General features: G+C 62.0%; 16 protein-coding genes. 4 read left to right on the top strand and 12 right to left on the bottom strand.

Going from position 1 to position 16,375, the window contains the following annotated elements:
- Positions 1 to 150: 150 nt before the first annotated feature.
- Positions 151 to 342 carry an Rdx family protein gene (locus tag ACR3FF_RS07100; RefSeq protein WP_458187286.1) on the top strand — a complete coding sequence of 64 codons (192 nt, stop codon included), beginning with the start codon at positions 151 to 153 and terminating at the stop codon, positions 340 to 342.
- Between the two features lie 31 nt (positions 343 to 373).
- Here ACR3FF_RS07100 and ACR3FF_RS07095 read toward each other — a convergent pair whose 3' ends face one another.
- From ACR3FF_RS07095 to ACR3FF_RS07085, 3 genes are all read right to left on the bottom strand, one after another.
- On the bottom strand, positions 374 to 1,999 hold the full coding sequence (locus ACR3FF_RS07095; RefSeq protein WP_458187285.1) for an ArnT family glycosyltransferase: 1,626 nt from the start codon (positions 1,997 to 1,999) through the stop codon (positions 374 to 376).
- 331 nt (positions 2,000 to 2,330) lie between these two features.
- Positions 2,331 to 3,590, bottom strand: coding sequence for an ABC transporter permease (locus ACR3FF_RS07090; RefSeq protein WP_458187283.1), 1,260 nt, complete (start codon positions 3,588 to 3,590; stop codon positions 2,331 to 2,333).
- A 148-nt stretch (positions 3,591 to 3,738) separates the two neighbouring features.
- A complete protein-coding gene (locus ACR3FF_RS07085) occupies positions 3,739 to 4,170 on the bottom strand; it encodes a universal stress protein (RefSeq protein ID WP_458187281.1) in 432 nt (143 codons plus the stop codon).
- A 111-nt stretch (positions 4,171 to 4,281) separates the two neighbouring features.
- Here ACR3FF_RS07085 and ACR3FF_RS07080 point away from each other — a divergent pair, with 111 nt between their 5' ends.
- Together ACR3FF_RS07080 and cydB are read left to right on the top strand one after the other, a co-directional pair.
- Positions 4,282 to 5,679, top strand: coding sequence for a cytochrome ubiquinol oxidase subunit I (locus ACR3FF_RS07080; protein ID WP_458187280.1), 1,398 nt, complete (start codon positions 4,282 to 4,284; stop codon positions 5,677 to 5,679).
- Positions 5,672 to 6,634 carry a cytochrome d ubiquinol oxidase subunit II gene (cydB, locus tag ACR3FF_RS07075; RefSeq protein WP_458187278.1) on the top strand — a complete coding sequence of 321 codons (963 nt, stop codon included), beginning with the start codon at positions 5,672 to 5,674 and terminating at the stop codon, positions 6,632 to 6,634. The genes ACR3FF_RS07080 and cydB overlap by 8 nt, the downstream gene beginning before the upstream one ends.
- Positions 6,635 to 6,840: 206 nt before the next feature.
- Here the strand turns inward: cydB and ACR3FF_RS07070 are convergent, their stop codons facing one another.
- Both ACR3FF_RS07070 and ACR3FF_RS07065 read right to left on the bottom strand, forming a co-directional pair.
- Entirely contained in the window at positions 6,841 to 8,121 is a 1,281-nt protein-coding gene (locus tag ACR3FF_RS07070; protein ID WP_458187276.1) for an MFS transporter, read from the bottom strand.
- The gene (locus ACR3FF_RS07065) at positions 8,121 to 8,558 is read right to left on the bottom strand and encodes a CopD family protein (protein WP_458187274.1); all 438 of its coding nucleotides are present in this window, start codon (positions 8,556 to 8,558) and stop codon (positions 8,121 to 8,123) included. Before ACR3FF_RS07065 ends, ACR3FF_RS07070 begins: the two co-directional genes overlap by 1 nt.
- A 72-nt stretch (positions 8,559 to 8,630) precedes the next feature.
- Here ACR3FF_RS07065 and ACR3FF_RS07060 point away from each other — a divergent pair, with 72 nt between their 5' ends.
- Complete coding sequence (locus tag ACR3FF_RS07060) at positions 8,631 to 9,278, top strand: DUF8102 family protein (RefSeq protein WP_458187273.1); 648 nt, start codon at positions 8,631 to 8,633, stop codon at positions 9,276 to 9,278.
- On the opposite strand, the gene ACR3FF_RS07055 is transcribed toward ACR3FF_RS07060, so the two are convergent.
- The 7 genes from ACR3FF_RS07055 to ACR3FF_RS07025 all read right to left on the bottom strand — a co-directional run bounded on the left by ACR3FF_RS07055 (position 9,266) and on the right by ACR3FF_RS07025 (position 16,312).
- Positions 9,266 to 11,809, bottom strand: coding sequence for an efflux RND transporter permease subunit (locus ACR3FF_RS07055; protein WP_458187271.1), 2,544 nt, complete (start codon positions 11,807 to 11,809; stop codon positions 9,266 to 9,268). The two genes, ACR3FF_RS07060 and ACR3FF_RS07055, sit on opposite strands and share 13 nt — an antisense overlap.
- 101 nt (positions 11,810 to 11,910) lie before the next feature.
- Positions 11,911 to 12,309, bottom strand: a complete 399-nt coding sequence (locus ACR3FF_RS07050) for a helix-turn-helix domain-containing protein (protein WP_458187269.1) — start codon at positions 12,307 to 12,309, stop codon at positions 11,911 to 11,913.
- A gap of 70 nt (positions 12,310 to 12,379) precedes the next feature.
- Entirely contained in the window at positions 12,380 to 13,414 is a 1,035-nt protein-coding gene (locus ACR3FF_RS07045; protein WP_458187267.1) for a sulfite exporter TauE/SafE family protein, read from the bottom strand.
- Positions 13,415 to 13,417: 3 nt separating this feature from the next.
- The gene (locus tag ACR3FF_RS07040) at positions 13,418 to 13,567 is read right to left on the bottom strand and encodes a DUF7512 family protein (protein ID WP_458187266.1); all 150 of its coding nucleotides are present in this window, start codon (positions 13,565 to 13,567) and stop codon (positions 13,418 to 13,420) included.
- 199 nt (positions 13,568 to 13,766) lie between these two features.
- Positions 13,767 to 14,756 carry a sulfite exporter TauE/SafE family protein gene (locus tag ACR3FF_RS07035; protein ID WP_458187264.1) on the bottom strand — a complete coding sequence of 330 codons (990 nt, stop codon included), beginning with the start codon at positions 14,754 to 14,756 and terminating at the stop codon, positions 13,767 to 13,769.
- A complete protein-coding gene (locus tag ACR3FF_RS07030; protein WP_458187262.1) occupies positions 14,753 to 14,911 on the bottom strand; it encodes a DUF7512 family protein in 159 nt (52 codons plus the stop codon). Before ACR3FF_RS07030 ends, ACR3FF_RS07035 begins: the two co-directional genes overlap by 4 nt.
- Positions 14,912 to 15,133: 222 nt before the next feature.
- Positions 15,134 to 16,312 carry an inorganic phosphate transporter gene (locus ACR3FF_RS07025; protein WP_458187261.1) on the bottom strand — a complete coding sequence of 393 codons (1,179 nt, stop codon included), beginning with the start codon at positions 16,310 to 16,312 and terminating at the stop codon, positions 15,134 to 15,136.
- Between the last annotated feature and the right edge of the window lie 63 nt (positions 16,313 to 16,375).

Genomic DNA, 16,375 nt, shown 5'->3' with positions numbered 1-16,375 from the left:
AGACCCACGGGAACCGGACGAATCCCGGTAATCCACGAACGTCGTTCGAGACGAGAACGCGCACAGTTCCGCTTCGCTCACTTTTAAGCCCGTTCCCGAGGTGTGCATTCAGCACGACGAAAGTCGAAATCGAATACTGTCCCGTGTGAGATGTTAGACCGCACACAGAGCCTCCAGCGCGAACTGCTCTCGGAGTACGGTCGGCGACTCGACGCGGTGACGTTGAAAACCGGCGACGATGGCGTCTTCAGGGTCAGCGTCGACGACGAGGTGGTGTTCGACAAGAAAACCGACGAGTACGACATCGACGCGATTGCCGCGTCGGTCGGCGAGCGACTCTGAAGGGCGCGAGACGGGTCGTCTCGAATCGACGTTACACCGGTACCGGACCGGTCGAACCGGATTTCGTCGGATGCCATCCTTCTGACAGTTTGAAGATTGCGACATCCTCGTTTTCGAAGACGAGGTGGTACTGCGACGACGTGAGCATCGTGGTCGCCATCTCATCCGGTTGGGAACGTTGCATTCCACGAACAGTGTACCCGCCTTTCGGGACGTAAACATAGTCGGGATGGACGCGAATGGACATCAGTTCGGCAGTGAGACAGTACGAACTGTGACAGCGGGATAGCTGGCGGAACTGGCGTAACTGATACCGATACTGCGAGTGGCCTTTCCACTCGACGCCCCACGGACCGACCAGCATCGTCCGGTCGGACTGCTGTGGGAACCACTCCGCCGCGTCACCGAGAACGACGAAACTCGACGACTGGTCGGTGTTCTCTTCGGCCCACGCCATCGCCTCTACGTCGCCGTCGTCCAGGAACTGCGGAAGTGATGGACTCCCCGCGTGAGCGTTCAGTCCGCCCGTCGCGTAGAGCGTACCGCCACTGAGTCCGACGAGCGCGAGCAACACGACCGAGACCATCACCACCTCCTCCCGGTTCAACGTCACGAACACACCCTCTTTCAACCACGGGGCGATTCCGTCGAAGACGAAACGGGCGGTGACCAGTGCTCCGATGAGAAACACGAATCGAGGTTCGCCCATGATGATAACGATGGTGAGCAACCATGCTGGCAAGAAATACTCTCGTCGGGACAGCAACCAGAACCAGCCAACGACCGGAAACACGTGCCACGCCGACAGGAAGGGCGGTTCGTTGAGTTGTCGTTCGAGCAACCCAATAAGGGTGGTAATCGCCGCGCCGATGCCACCGTGCGTCCCCGCAGCGCCGGTGAACACGGCTCCGCCGTGATTCGAGAGCACTAGCCCCCACCACGGCGCGGTGAGGAGAACGCCGCCGAAGCCGACGAGCAAGCCGAAGAGCACGCCACGGAACGACCGGTCGAACCGGGCGTAGAGCAGGACGAAACTCACCACGAAGAAGACGGTGTACATCGGATGGGTCAACAGCGTCAGCGAGAAGGCGACGAGTGCCGGGACGAGCCATCTCGTGTCTCGATATCGAAAGAGGTGGAGCCCCGCGTAGATGCCGACGAGTGCGAACAGCATCGCTGGTGCGCGAACGGTGCCTCCGGCCGAGATATGCCACTGAAGAATCGGGGGGCTGACGGCGACGATGAGGGTCGCAAGCGACGCCTGTGGCCGCGAACCGAACAGGTCGCGGGCGAAAAAGTAAAGCGGGACGAGGTAGGCGATGGTGACGATTCCGGGGAGGAATCGGGCGAGCGTCAACGGGTCGAGACCCGTCACGTCGAGAATCACCGCCAACACGTAGAACATGAGTGGCGGGTAGGCGAACGGAACGCCTCCGGCGGTGTAGTTGGGAATGGTTTCCGGGAGGACGTACCCGTTCGCACTGATGCTCTCTGCGATTTGAAAGTACAACCCGGCGCCGAACGAAGGGTACGTGTGAGAGTCGAGGTAGAAAAAGAGGATGCACATCCCGGCCAGCAGCGGGGGGACGAGCCACGGCAGTTCGTAGCCGAGGTGGGGTTTCTGTGTCGTTTTGGAATCCGTCTGATGACTAGCCATTGTTGAACTAGGGGCGGTCGCTCTGCAGCGCGGCGCGGCGAGCGTTCTCGTTGGAGAGAACTATCGTAGGATTCACTCTTTGTTATCCAGTGGCTATCGGCGAAACACCGACGAATACTCCCCGCTCGCTGAAAGTAGGGAGTCGTTTTGCTCGCGGTAACGGCTGGTTGTGCCTACTGCTCGTCCGAGACAGCGTGACACCCCGCGTGTCGGACCTACGACGGTCTAATCGTTCCGCGGACAGGTCGTACGGTCTATTCGAGATTTCAACTGCAAGAGCAAATACACGTTGTCGCGTTATCACCACTCGAAAGAGATTCGTCCGCGGGAGTCACTCGTAGCGCAGTGCGTCGATTGGGTCGGTGTGTGCGGCGTCCCACGCCGGGTAGATTCCGGCGAGGATGCCGACGAGGACTCCGACTACGACGGCGATGCCGAACCACTCGGGTCGGAACGTCAGCGGGAGGCCGATGAACTCCGCCGCGAGATAACCCCCACCGAGGCCGGCGAGCGCACCGAGTGCGGACCCGAACAGTCCGAGCAGGACTGCCTCGAACAGGAACAACTGCAAGACGTCTGTGTTCTGTGCACCGACCGCTTTCATGATGCCGATTTCGCGGGTTCGTTCCGTGACGCTGACGAGCATGATGTTGGCGATACCGATCGCACCGACGACGAGCGAGATGAGTGCGATGCCGGTGATGTACGCCGTGAACGTGTTACTCACCTGTTCGACCTGGTCGACGAGTTCGTCCTGTGTGGTGACTTTGAACCGATAACTGTTCGATTTCAGCTGCCGGGCGTCGGAATCCTCTCCGAGGTACGTGTACACGCGTCCCTGCACGGCGTCGACCTGTTCGGGATTCTCCGCCAGGACGAGTATCCGTCCGTAGACGCGCTGGTTCTCGTTCTCGGTGGGACTGAACACCGTCCGTTTGTAGAACGGGTCGGTCGGCGCGAAGACGCGCGGCGACGGCCCCTCCGAAAGCCCGAGCGTGGACTCCCCGGACGGTTCGACGATTCCGACGACCGTCGCGTTCACCTCTTGCCCGCCCGCGGCGCGCGTGAGCGTGATGTTGTCCCCGACAGAGACGTTCTCGTCTCCGAACATCCTCGCAGCAGGGCGATTCAAGACGACTTCGCGTTCGCCACTCGTGAACGACCCACCTGCGACGAACTCCTGATTTTTCACGTCGAAGTACGGCGGCGTCGTGGCGACGACCCACTGGCGACCGACCGTCGAATTGTTGAATTCGACCGTCGATGCAGCGATGCCACTCTCCGGAACGGCGGCTTCGACGCCCTGTAACGACCGGATGCCGTCTAAGTCGTGTTCCGTGAAAATCGTCTGCCCGCCGCCGCCGAAGTTCGGCAGGCCGGTCTGACTCTGTGACTGTGCGGAGACGTACATCGTCGCGGCGTTACCGCCCGCGACGGTGCTGACGATGTCCGCCTGCAAACTCGCACCGAGCGTGACGAACGTGATGACGGCGGCCACACCGATGATGACGCCGAGTGTCGTCAACGCCGAGCGAAGTTTGTGTTCGCGGATGTTTCGCCAACTGATTCGAAGGCTCTCGAGGACGTTCATCCGCCCGTGTCGTTCTGCGTATCTCTCATTTCCCGTCTACCCGTTTTCGGCTACGTGAGCCACCGACAAAAACCTATGACGGGAAACTCCGTCTTAACCGCTTGAAACGCTGGATTATCTGCGTTTCGACCGACGGTGGAGAACGTCCTTACTTTTTCTTCTCCATCCGAACCGTGAGAACGGGAGCGTCGGAGAGACGGACGACCTTCTCGGTGACGCTGCCGAGGAGATAGCGGTCGAGTCCTCGACGGCCGTGGGTTCCCATCACGACGAGGTCGACGTCGTTGTCGTCGACGTAGTCGAGGATGGCGCGGTGGGGCGTCCCTCTGAGCACGGTAGTCTCGACGGCCGTTCCGTCGTCTTCCGCTTTGGATGCGATGTCACGTACCGCCTCGTCGGCTTCCCGTTCGAGTTCGTCGTAGACGATGTCGGCCCGAACGTCCGGCGGGACGACGGTCCTGTCCACGACCGAGATGACGTGGAGCGTCGCGTCGTAGTTCTTCGCTATGTCGAGCGCCTGTCGGGCCGCTTTTTCGGACGTCTCGCTGCCATCTGTCGGGAGTAGAATTCGGTCGTACATGCTTCGTATAGTACGTCCTCGATATTCAAAGCCCTACGGGAGGTTATCACGAACTGAGAATCAGCCTCTTTATAAAGCGGTCACAATGCCAACGAACAGTCGAGAGAGACTATGTTAGATCCCACGTTAGCGAGTCGCCTCCAGTTCGCACTGACGACCATCGTGCACATCATCTTCCCCGTCATGAGCATGGGCCTCGCACCGTTTCTCGTCTACTTCACGTGGAAGGAGGTTCGAACCGGACGCCCGCTCTACGAGCAACTCCGCCGGTTCTGGACGAAGATTTTCGCCGTCAGTTTCGTCGTCGGGACGGTGACCGGACTGGTGCTCGAATTCGAGTTCGGGACGAACTTCGCCGCGTTCGCCGCGACGACGGGTGAGCTGTTCGGTGGCCCACTCGCCGTCGAGGGGATGATGGCGTTCTTCCTCGAAGCGACGTTCCTCGGTATCTTCGTTTTCGGTCGCGAACGCGTCTCCGACCGCCTCTATCTCGTCTCGGCTGTGCTGGTGGGTCTCGGAACGTGGCTCTCTGCGGTGTGGATTCTCGTCGCTAATTCGTGGATGCAGACGCCACAGGGGTTCGAGATGGCGATGCAGGGTGGACGACCAATCGTCACGCTCGTCGACCCCGTCGCGGCGTACGCGAATCCGCGATTCCCCTGGATGTTCGTACACATGCAAAACGCCGCCGTCCTGACGGTCGCACTGTTCATGGCCGGCGTCGCGGCGTACAACCTTCGATACGTTCGGAGCGACCGTGACACGCAGTTCTGGCGCGCAACACTGAAGATTGCACTCGTCGTACTCATCGTGACGGCACCGCTTCAGGTGATCCACGGTGACGCCTACGGTCGCCACGTCGCGGAGACGCAACCGCAGAAGTTCGCCGCGATGGAGGCAGTCTGGGAGACGGACAGCTACGTGCCGGAGTACATCGTCGCGTTTCCGACCGACGTGGACGACCTGCTGAATCCGCGTGCGAAGGACATCTTTGGCATCGGTATCCCCGGAGGAGCGTCGTGGCTCGCGAGCGGTGGCGACGCGCAGGCGGAAATCCAGGGGCTGAACGAGTTCGAAGGGTCGCCGCCAGTGGCCATCGTCTTCTGGTCGTTCCGCGCGATGGTAGCGATGGGATTCTGGTTCATGCTCCTCGCCTTCTGGGCAGGATATCGCTGGCGGACGGGTGAACTGTTTGAGGATACGCTCCTCCACAATGCGTTCGTCTGGTCGTCGCTGCTCGGATTCGTCGCAGTCGAAACCGGGTGGATCGTGACCGAGGTCGGCCGTCAACCGTGGGTCGTCCAGGGCGTCATGAAAACGAGCGCGGGCGTCTCGCCGGGACTCTCTTCGATGGAGGCGACGCTGACGCTCGTCGGATTCGGCGTCGTCTACGCAGGTCTACTGGTGCTCTACAGCTACATCGTCTGGCGAATCGTTCGCAGTGGCGCTCCCGACGTCGAACGTGTCCACCGAGACGCACCCGGCGTGGAGGTGACGACCGATGATTGAGCTTCCCGACCTGTGGTTCGCACTCGTGTTCGCCCTGCTCGGAACCTTCCTGTTCCTCGACGGATTCGACTTCGGGGTCGGCGCGCTGTTCGCTACCCGCGACGACGAGGAGGAACGCGAAACCCTGCTGGCCGCTATCGGGCCGGTCTGGGACGGTAACGAGGTGTGGCTCGTCGTCTTCGGCGGCGCACTGTTCGCCGTCTTCCCGGCGGCCTACGCCGGACTGTTCAGTCGGAACTACCTCCTCATGTTCGCCATCCTCGGCGCGCTCATCCTGCGCGGCGTCGCTCCCGAGTTCTACGAACAGCGGGAAGACGAGCGTTGGCGGCGGACGTGGGGGAGAGCGTTCGTCGTCGGCAGCGTCACCGCCCCGTTCTTTCTCGGCATGTTCGCCGCGAACTGGGTGCTCGGTGCGTCGGGCATCGTGAACGTTCCCGCAGTCGCGTTCGGACTGGTCGTCGTCGCGCTCACGGTCGTCGAGGGTGTCGCCTTCCTCGGCCTGAAGACCCGTGGTGAACTGCGGTCCGAGATGGCGCGGTACGCCGGGCGCGTGACACCTGCGTACCTCGCGCTGGTCGTGGCAGTAATCGCCTATCTCGCGGCGACTCGTCCCGACCTCCGGAGCGCGCTGGTGTCGCCACTCTCGCTGCTCGCGGTCGTGGTAACTGTCGGACTGGTCGCCGGCGTCGTCCTCACGATGCGGGACAAACGATACCGGGCAGGATTCGTCGCCGCTGCTGGATTGCCGTACGCGCTCGTCGCCTTCGTGGGTAACATGCTGTATCCCGCAATCGACCCCGCTGTCGGTCTGACGGTCCGGGAAGGCGTCGTCTCGGACCTGCCGCTGACGATAATGACCGTGGCGGCAGCGTTCCTCATTCCGGTCGTGTTGACGTATTTCGGCATCCTCTACTCGGTGTTCAGCGGTCCAGCAGACCCGTCGGAGACGTACTGAGGGGGCGGCCAACGGAGTCGTTCTCGTTCTGGAAGGTTCCGAACCGACGACGGAATTCGTCGACAAATCGCCTGTCGTGGAGGAACGTGCCAGTCGAGCCACGAACCGATGGTGAACACCGCTACGAGCGTTCGGACGATGATTCGTCCGCTTTCGTGTCCCATCTCGGTACCGACTGCTTCCGTTTTAGTATATAAACCATCGGCTCAGCGAGTGGGTGACGGTCGACCGCCGGCCGTCACCGAGGTCACGAGGACGTAGCAGATAGGGAGCATGAGCAAGCCACCGAGGACGAACGGAAGCCAGTAGGCGACGGCCGCGTACAGCGCGCCCGCCGCGACTGGACCGATGGCTCTGGCGATGCTCCCCGCACTCTGGGTGAGTCCGAACGCGCCGCCCTGTTCGTCCTCGGACGCGCTCTTCGAGACGAGGGTGTTGAGCGAGACGTTCGCCAGACCGTTGCCCACTGCGAGTGCGGTGAGCACGCCGAGTAGGGCGAGCAAACCGCCGGAGAACGGGCCGAGAGTCGGGAGCGAGTTTCCGAGCGTGGGCGAGAACGGGAGTAAAGCGAGCGTGACGAGTTCGAGCACAGCACCCACGAGCGCGAGGAGTCGTTCGCCGAACCGGTCGGTGAGTCGGCCGACGAGTCCGCCCTGGACGATGGCGATGACGACGCCGACGTAGGCAAGGACGTAGCCGTTCATCTCGGGTCCGTAACCGAACTCCTGTTTCGTGAACAGGACGAACATACTCTCCATCGCCGAGAAGGCGAGCGAGAAGAGGAAAAAAGAGACGACGAGTCCCGAGAGCGCCGGGTCGGAGAGCGCGTCGAAGATGCGGGCCAGTCGAGATTTTTGCTCCATCGTCGTCCGGTCGGTTCGCGTCTCCGGCAGCACGAAGAACGCGCCGACGAGGTTGAGCGCACTGATTCCGGCGGCGGCGAAACTCGGCAGGGAGAACTGAGTCACCGGGACGAATCCCGGAAGGAGGCTCTGCCCGAGGGCGACGGCGGCATCGCTGGAGAAGATGCCACCGAGTGCCGGGCCGAAGACGAAGCCGAGACCGAACGCCGCACCGATGAGACCGAGTCCTTTCGCCCGGTCTTCCGGCGGCGTGACGTCGGCGATGTAGGCCTGTGCGGTCGCGATGTTCCCACCCATCGCGCCCGCGAGAAGACGCGCCAGAAAGAGCACGAGGAGACTCCCGGCGAGGCCGAAGAGCGTCCACGCGACGACGCTCCCGAACAGAGAGAGCAGGAGGATGGGTCGTCGTCCACGCTCGTCCGAGAGTCGGCCGAGAATCGGCGCGAAGACGAACTGCGTGATGGAGTACGAGGCGATGAGGAGTCCGACGACGAACTCGTTCGCCCCGAACGCCTCGGCGTACAGCGGGATGATGGGGATGAGAATACCGAATCCGAGGAGGTCGACGAAGACGATGGCGAACACCGTCGCCAGTGCACGACCCGTGCCTTCGTCGTTTTCCATCACAACCTCCCGGCGACCAGGAGGAGACCGACCGCTACGAGACCAGCAGCGTGGAACAGCGTGGCGTTGGCGGTCGCGGCCTGTTTCGCTCCGGCGTCGAGACGCTTCGTCAGGCGACTACTCGCCAGATGACTCAGACCGGCGAGCACGAACCAGAGCGCGACCATCGTGAGAATGAGGTGGCCACGTGGCTGGTTCAGGAGGTACTCGAAGGTGTATCCGGTGCCAGCGAGGTGACCGCCGGTAACGAACAAAACGAGCGCCGACAGCATCGAGAAGCGCGAGAATCTCCCTGTCATCCAGCCGAGCGCGTCGCTGCCGAGATGGCCCTTCTTGGCCGCCGGGAGGACGAGGGCGGCCATGAACAACGTAAAACCGGCCCAGACGCCCGCGAACAACGTGTGAAGAATCTGCATCGTCGCGTCGAGGAGTGTCATCGGCCGGGGGTTACCCCGGATAGTTCAAATAGCTTCGGATGGAAACCGATACCGTATAATCCAAATTCGATTATGAAAACCGACGTAGACAGACCACGGGGGATGCTCTCGCCCGCCGACCGAGCCTACCTCCTCGGCGAAGCGGAGATGGAACACGACCAGTCGAAGCGCAACGCCGAGGCGCGAATCCGTCAGCGAATCACGGACACCGTCCTCGATTTCGCTATCGTCGTCCACCACCTGAAGCAGAAAGACCGCAGACAGGTGTTCGACCGAGCGGTCGAAGGCGACGACTTCGTCGACGGCGTGATGGCGATGCTTTCTTTCACTTACATCGGGATGCGCGAGAGCGGCCTTGAGTTCGCCCACGCGCTGGAACCGGCGATTCGCAAGGCAGAGGAGGTCCACGCCGCCGCCGCGCTCGGCCAGGCAATCTCGGTGGACGTGCAGTTCGACGTCGAAACCGAGGTCGAAACGGCGGTAGACGACGTCGCGGCGAACATCGAAGCGGGCAATCCCGTCACGCCCGCAGAACTGTTCTCCGTTCTGGTCGGCAGCGACGCACTCGACGAGGTGGACGAGATAACGCTCCAGTTAGGGAGTGACGACAGTCTGCTCAAACAGGAGGAGTTCGTTGCTCACCTCGCCGAGTATCTCGACGCAGACCTGCGATGGCTCCCCTACGACCGGGTGAAGGTCGTCGTCGGTCAGGCGACGTAGCGCGTCCACAGTCGAAGCACGCTCGGGAGGACGAGAACGGTGGCGACGAACGCGTAGACGATGCTCAAGGCCGTCACGATGCCGAATCGCTGGAGCGAAGGAACGAGCGCGAACGCGAGAACGCCGAATCCGCCTGCCGTCGTCACGGCACTGCCGAGGAGCGCACCACCGGTACCCGTGACGCTCACGGCTAACGCCTCTTCCGGGTCGTTTCGGTCGAGTTCCATCCCGTATCGTTCGCTCATGTGGATGGCGTAGTCCACGCCGAGACCGATCGCCAGCCCCGTTATCATCGCCGTCTCGGAGTTGAACGGAATGCCGAGGAGGTACATCGTTCCGAGCGTCCACGCGAGCGAGACCAACACGGGAAACACCGTCACCAGACCGAGAGTCGCGTAGCCTTCCCGGAGTCGGTAGGCGATAGCGAGGAAGCCGAGAACGGCAACGAGCGTCAACACGAGCGTCGTGACCAGCGTCTGGAGGAGGCGTGCTTGTACGACCGCCGTGAGTACGGGTTGGCCCGTCGCGGTCGCGGTCAACCCGTCGCCCGAAACCGTCTCCGAGGCTGCACGCATCTCGGCGGTCACGTCGCGCACGTCCGCGTTGCCCCGGACGGAGACCGCCATCCGGAGCGCCCGGTACTCGCCGTCCTCCCGGTGAACGACTTCGGCTGCCCCCTCGGGGGCGGCAGCGAACAGCGCGTCGTACACCCGGTCGAGATTCTGATCGGGGACGCCGTTGCCGTCGGTATCAGCCCGTTCGACCACGTCGGCGAACGACTCGTTTCGCGCCGCGATGGTCTCGACGAGCGTGAGGGGACTCGCGATTCGGGAACCACCGTCGGCCAGCGTGACGGTCGTGGAACTCCCCGAGGCGCGTTCCTGTGCCCGGTGGAGTCGTTCGAGCGTCTGCGGGTCGGTCACGTCACCTTCGACGAGAATCTGTGCTCGTGTCGTATCGCGCATCTGAACGAAGTGGTCGTTGACGAACTGGACGTTCTGGCGGACGTGGTACTCACCCGGTCGGAAGGGGTCGGGAAGCGAGTCCATCCACTGGGGTGGATCTTCGGCGATGAAATCTTCCTGGCGAAAACTCGTGTCTATCTTCGTCGCGCTGTAGGCACCGCCAGCACCGACGAGGAGAGCCACGACGAGGACGACCACTGGCGCTTTTCGAGCTGCGAACGTTCCGACCGACAGTATCCTCGTCAGCGCACCGCCACCAGTTCCGAACGCACGCTTTCTCCGGTCGAATCCACGTCCTTCCAGGAACGCGTCGAGTTCGACCTTCGATGCCGGTATCAGTACACCGAAGACGAAGAGCGTGGAGACGATTCCTGCCGCACTGACCACGCCGAAATCTCGAATCGGTGGAACGGAACTGCTCAGATTCGAGAGGAAGCCTATCGCCGTGGTCGCGGTGACCCACACGAGCGCGACACCGACACCCCTGAGTGTGGCGTCCATCGACTCGCGGGCGGACGCGTCGGCGTGTGTTTCCCGAGTCTCCCGGTGACGCATGAACACGTGAATCGCGTAGTCGATCGACAATCCGATGAGCAGGATGGGCACTGCGATGAGCATCTGGTTGAACGCGATCCCTGCCCAACCCATGAACCCCGCCATCCAGACGAGCACGAGACCGATGCCCAACAGGCCGAGGAGGATGTCGAGCAAGTCGCGGTACGCGACTGCCAACGTCACCAGCACGAACAGCAACGCGAGCGGCGTAATGACGGTGAAACTGTCGCCCATCGAGCGACCGACTTCGTCGGTCACGATTCCGAGACCGAAGACGAAGGCGTCGTCACCGAGCCGCTCGGCCGTCAACGACTGCATCGCCAACTGCGATTCCACGAGACGGTCGGAGGCGTCGCTCAAACCACCGACGTCGGAAGTGGTCGTCTGGAAGACGACGAACATCCGTGCGTTCGCGGTGGTCGTTCCGGGTTCGTACTCCGTGGGCATGAACACCAGGGCGTCGTCTCGGCCGCCACCATCGGCGAGAACCATCGTCAGGACGGTGTCTATCTCCGACTGGTTCATCGAGCGCAGTTGGTCGATCTGCGCGTCGAGGGAGGGGCCTTCGTCGGTCGTGGCGTCTTCTGTGGGAGGAACACGTCCATTCGCTCCGTCGGATGGACTCCGTCGTTCCGCACGCATGGCCGCGAGTGCGACGGCGTTCGCGACGCCGACCGACGAGGTGTTCGAAGCGAGCGTCGGCCCGACCGTCTCGTCGTCGCGGAACGTTCGTTGGAGTTCGAGCGTTCGAAGTAGCGACGCCTTCGAGAGAACGTCGTCACCACGGACGACGACCTGGACGGTCGTCCGGTCGTCGTTTCCCGTCGAAAAGTTGGATTCGATGTAGTCGAGTTTCTGTGATGCGGTCGAGTCGACCTGAAACTGGTCGAGCGAGGAAGATTGTCCGAGGTTCGAGACCCCACTCCCCACGGCGAGCGAGAGAACGAACAGGACGACGATGACGAGGCGACTGCGCTTCGTGACGATGGCCGCGAGTCGGTCGATTACCATCGGCGAGCGCTTCCCCCAGCGATTCGTGACATGCCGAGGTAGTTACTACTCTGAACGAAAGTCGTTTCGGTGAAAATCGATGTGTTATAATCCGAATCGGATTATACCGTTGGTGTGGGCTGCTCCGACTCGGCGTACTTGTCCTCGAACTCCTGGATGAGTTGCCCCATCTTGGCGTACCACTCGTTCAACATGCGCTGCATGTCGCGGGACACCTCGTCGGGATTGGTCGGTCGGTACACGTGGTAGTAGCCACCTTGCTCGTAGTTCACCTGCTCTTTCTGGATGAAACCGGACTGGAGCAGTCGCTGGATAGACCGGTAGGCCGTCGAGCGTTCGCGTTCGATTCGGTTTGCAATCTCGTCGATGGTCAGCGGGTCGCTACTGCGGACCACGACCTGATAGCACTTCCTGTCGAGTTCTTTGAGTCCGTGGATACACTCCAGCAGTCCCTCACACTCCATGTCTTGCTGGAGGTACTCTGCCATCGAATCTGCCATGTCTAGTAACTACTAGGAACTGCGTCCGTAAAAGGGTTTGTATAGTTCGTGCAAAACTCCGCTAACTAAGTCAGTCAGCCGTCGGCGATGGCTGAGTACTCTGTTTGCGGAGCGTGTGAACGCTGCTGTAGATGACGGCACCACTGACGAGGAGTGCGGAACCGAGGATCAGCACCAGACTGACCGTGTTCAGCACTTCCATCCCGTAGGCGTTGCCGATCTGTCGGAACGCGACTGCGATTGCGCCACCGAGCAGCATGTACCCGAAGTACTGTTTGATCTCGTCTTCGTTGACGATGTTCGTCGCTGCCGACCCGATACGTGCGCCGAGGGCGCTCCCGGCCAGAAGCGGTGCGACGATGGAGAGGTCGACACCGCCAGACCCGGCGTACAGGAGGCTCCCGATACCGCCGGAGAACACGATTTCGAACAGGTCCGTACCGACGGCGATGGGGACCGGGACGCCGATGAGGTAGAACAACGCTGGCATGCGGATGAAGCCACCGCCGACCCCGAGCAGTCCCGAGAGGAGCCCCGTCAGGAACGCGACACCGAGGATCATCCACAGCGACACCGACACGCCACCGCGAAGCGATATCATCGGCGGAACGTTGTACTTCTGGATCCGTTTGGCGATGTCCGGAATGTCGTCGGCGTCGATCTCGCCGTCCGCGTCGTGGTCGATGCCACCGCCACTGTCACCGCCTTTCAACGCCTCGTAGGTGACGAACAGGCCGATACCACCGAGCAGGACCACGTAGGTCACGCTGATGAGGCTCCCGGCCATCCCGAGTTCTTCGAGCATCAACACCATCTCCTTGCCGACTTCGATACCGAGGGTCGTCCCGGCAATCATCAGGACGCCGAGTTTGTAGTCGACCTGTCCGAGGTCACGGTGTTTGAGCGTCGCGATGACGGACGTCCCGAAGACGAACGCCAGGCCGCTCCCGACCGCTACCTTCGGCGCGTAGCCCATCACGAGGAGGGCCGGCGTGACGAGGAACGACCCGCCCATGCCGAAGAAGCCGAACAGGACGCCGATCATCAGGCCGAAACCGACGAACAGTGCAACCAACTCCGGCGCCATTCCGAATAGCAGGTCCATCGATTATTTCCCCCGTATAGCGTCCATGATTCCATCTCCCGCGACTCGCGTGAGTGCGCCGTACCCGACGTACAGCACGATTGCCTCCACGAGCACGATGCCGACGGTCGTCAGTGACTCTACGTCTGCGCCGAGCGCTCCGATGTCTACCATACCATATCACACCCTCTCTGGGGCACTTTGAACGGTTGTGTGCGTATCATACTATTCTACTCAGCCATACCTATCCGCCGAAGGGTTATAACGGTTTTGGGAATACGATACAATACTATTCCGCCCGTACGAACGCCAGACGGCGGTGATATCCGGCAAATATTACGTTGTCTGAAAATTTCGAAAAACCGTAACTACGTCAGTCTGCCATCGATGCCGTGGTCGTCTCCCCCCGACGAAGGTTCTTCACGGTGGCGTACATTATCGCCCCGCTGACCAGCAGGGCCGCACCGAAGATGAGCGCCATACTCAGCGTGACTAGCGCGTCGACGTCGAACGTGTTGCCGAGTCGTTTGCTCGCCACAGCGGCACTCCCCGCCAACAGCATGGCGGCGAAGTAGCCCTTGATTTCGTCTTCGTCCACGATGGCGGTCGAGGCGGCCCCGATTCGCGCGCCGAGGGCGCTTCCCATCAACAGCGGGACAACGATGGAGAGGTCGACGGCCCCGCTCTGTGCGTAGAGGAACGATCCGACGGCTCCGGAAGCGGTGATCTGGAACACGTCGGTTCCCACCGCGACGGCCGCAGGAACTCCGAGCACGTACATCATCGCGGGCATCAACAGGAAGCCGCCACCGACGCCGAGGAATCCGGAGAGGACGCCGATAGCTGCCGCGATTGCCAGCGTGAGCCACACCGAAACTTCAGTTCCACCTTTGATGGAGACGGTCGGCGGGAGCTGAATCGATTCGAAGCGTTCGACGAGGGCACGGTCATCTCCGTCGTCGGACGTCGTTCGGGCGTCTTTCAAGATGAGCAAACCGACAGCACCGAGGAGGACGACGTAGGAGACGCCGACGACCAGGTCGGCCATGCCGAGTTCCTCCAGGAGGAAGACGACCTGCTTACCGCCTTCGATACCCACCGTCATGCCGACGATGAACAGTGCGCCGAGTTTGTAATCGACCTGGCCGTGGTCACGGTGTTTGAGTGACGCGATGACGGACGTCCCGAAGACGAACGCCAACCCGCTTCCGACCGCGACTCGTGCCGGATAGTCCATCACGAGGAGGGCCGGCGTGACGAGGAACGACCCGCCCATGCCGAAGAAGCCGAACAGGATGCCGATGAGGAGGCCAAAACCGACGAACAGGACGAACGTGGTCGGGTCGATGCTGAGCCCAATCACGCCTTCTCACCTCGTATCGATTCGACGGCCGATTCGGTGACGTCCGTTAGCAAACCGTATCCGACGTACAGGGCCAGCGCTTCGCCGAGCACCGTCCCGATAGTCACGAACGCACTCGCTGTTCCGCCAACCGATTCGATGCCAGCCAGGGTCATCGTTGCTTCCACCTGTCGAAATTTCGTGGTTTTGTACGAACCATGCTTTTCCGCGTAGTCGGCGATTACCGGCTACAGCATTTATCAACGTTGGGATTCTCGTGCAATATTGTATCCGGAAATCGTAACGATAACCTATGAATCGGCTGGCGGAGTCGGCTCCGGGCTGCGACGGTGAGAAGGAAATCGTACTGATACCCTACGAATCGGTTCGGAAGCCGACTAGAGGAGCGCGACGACGAAGACGCCGTACCCGATGGTGAACGCGATGACGAACGACCCGGCCCACGCCCCCACGGTCTTGAGGAGTTTGACGCTCTCGACGTTCGCGTTTCCGCCGACTGCGGCGCCACTCCCGACGATTGCACTGACGATTATCTCGTTGAACGAGATGGGGACCCCGAGTAAGACGGCAGTCTGTGCGATGAGGAACGAGGGGATGAGCGCGGCTATGGACCGACGCGGCCCGAGCGAGGAGTACTCCCGCGAGAGAGCCTGGATCATCCGCGGTGCTCCCGTCCACGACCCGATGAGGAGGCCGAGACCACCGCCGACCAGGACGAGCGCCGTCGGAACGGCGAACCCGTCCAACAGCGGCAACAGCGGGCCGACCGCCAGACCGACCTGACTCCCACCGGCGGCGAACGCGACCAATCCCCCGAGTGCGAGGAGAAATCGCCGGAGTGCTCGCGCCTCGTCACGGTCGATGTCTCGACGGAGGACGACGGCGAGCGCGAGGGCGACGACGAGCGTGATGGCGATACGAGCCGGCAGTGCCGGGACGGGTACGCTGACCGCGACCGCCTCGGAGAGCGAACGGGCGACGCCCGTCGGTCCGAGGAAGGTGAACTCGACGTTGGCGATGACGAGACCGACGAACGCCCCGAGCACGGGGATACTGACTCGTTCGGGGACGTCCTCGCGTGGGAGGACGCGGGCGATGCCGTAAGCCAGTCCACCACCGACGAACGGCGTCAACAACCACAGCGCAGCAATCTCCTGATACTTCGCCCACGCGGGCGTGCCACCGAGTGCGAGGCCGACACCGATGACGGCACCGGTGACCGTGAACGCGGTTGCGATGGGGATGCTGGCGTAGATGCCGATTGCCATCAGTCCGGCACCCGTCAACAACGCCACGATGACGGCCATCGGCGTCAGCGTCACCCCGGTCACGAGACCACTCCCGACAGCTTCGGAGACGTTTCCTCCCTGGACTGCAGCACCGGCGAAACCGAGGATTCCGACGACGAACGCCGCACGCAGTATCGAGATGGCGTTCGCGCCAACTGCCGGGGCGAACGGCGTCGCACCACTCGACCCCGCCCCGAGGACCCACGCCATGAAGATGCTGCTCAAGACGGCGACGAGAACCGGAGCCAGTGTTACGACGTCGGCCATCACAGCCTCCCTCTGGAACGCATCGGTTCGACGTGTTTCTGATTCATTGACAGCCGTTACGAA

Source organism: Haladaptatus ordinarius (assembly GCF_054177595.1).
This window is presented reverse-complemented; position numbering and strand designations above follow the sequence as displayed.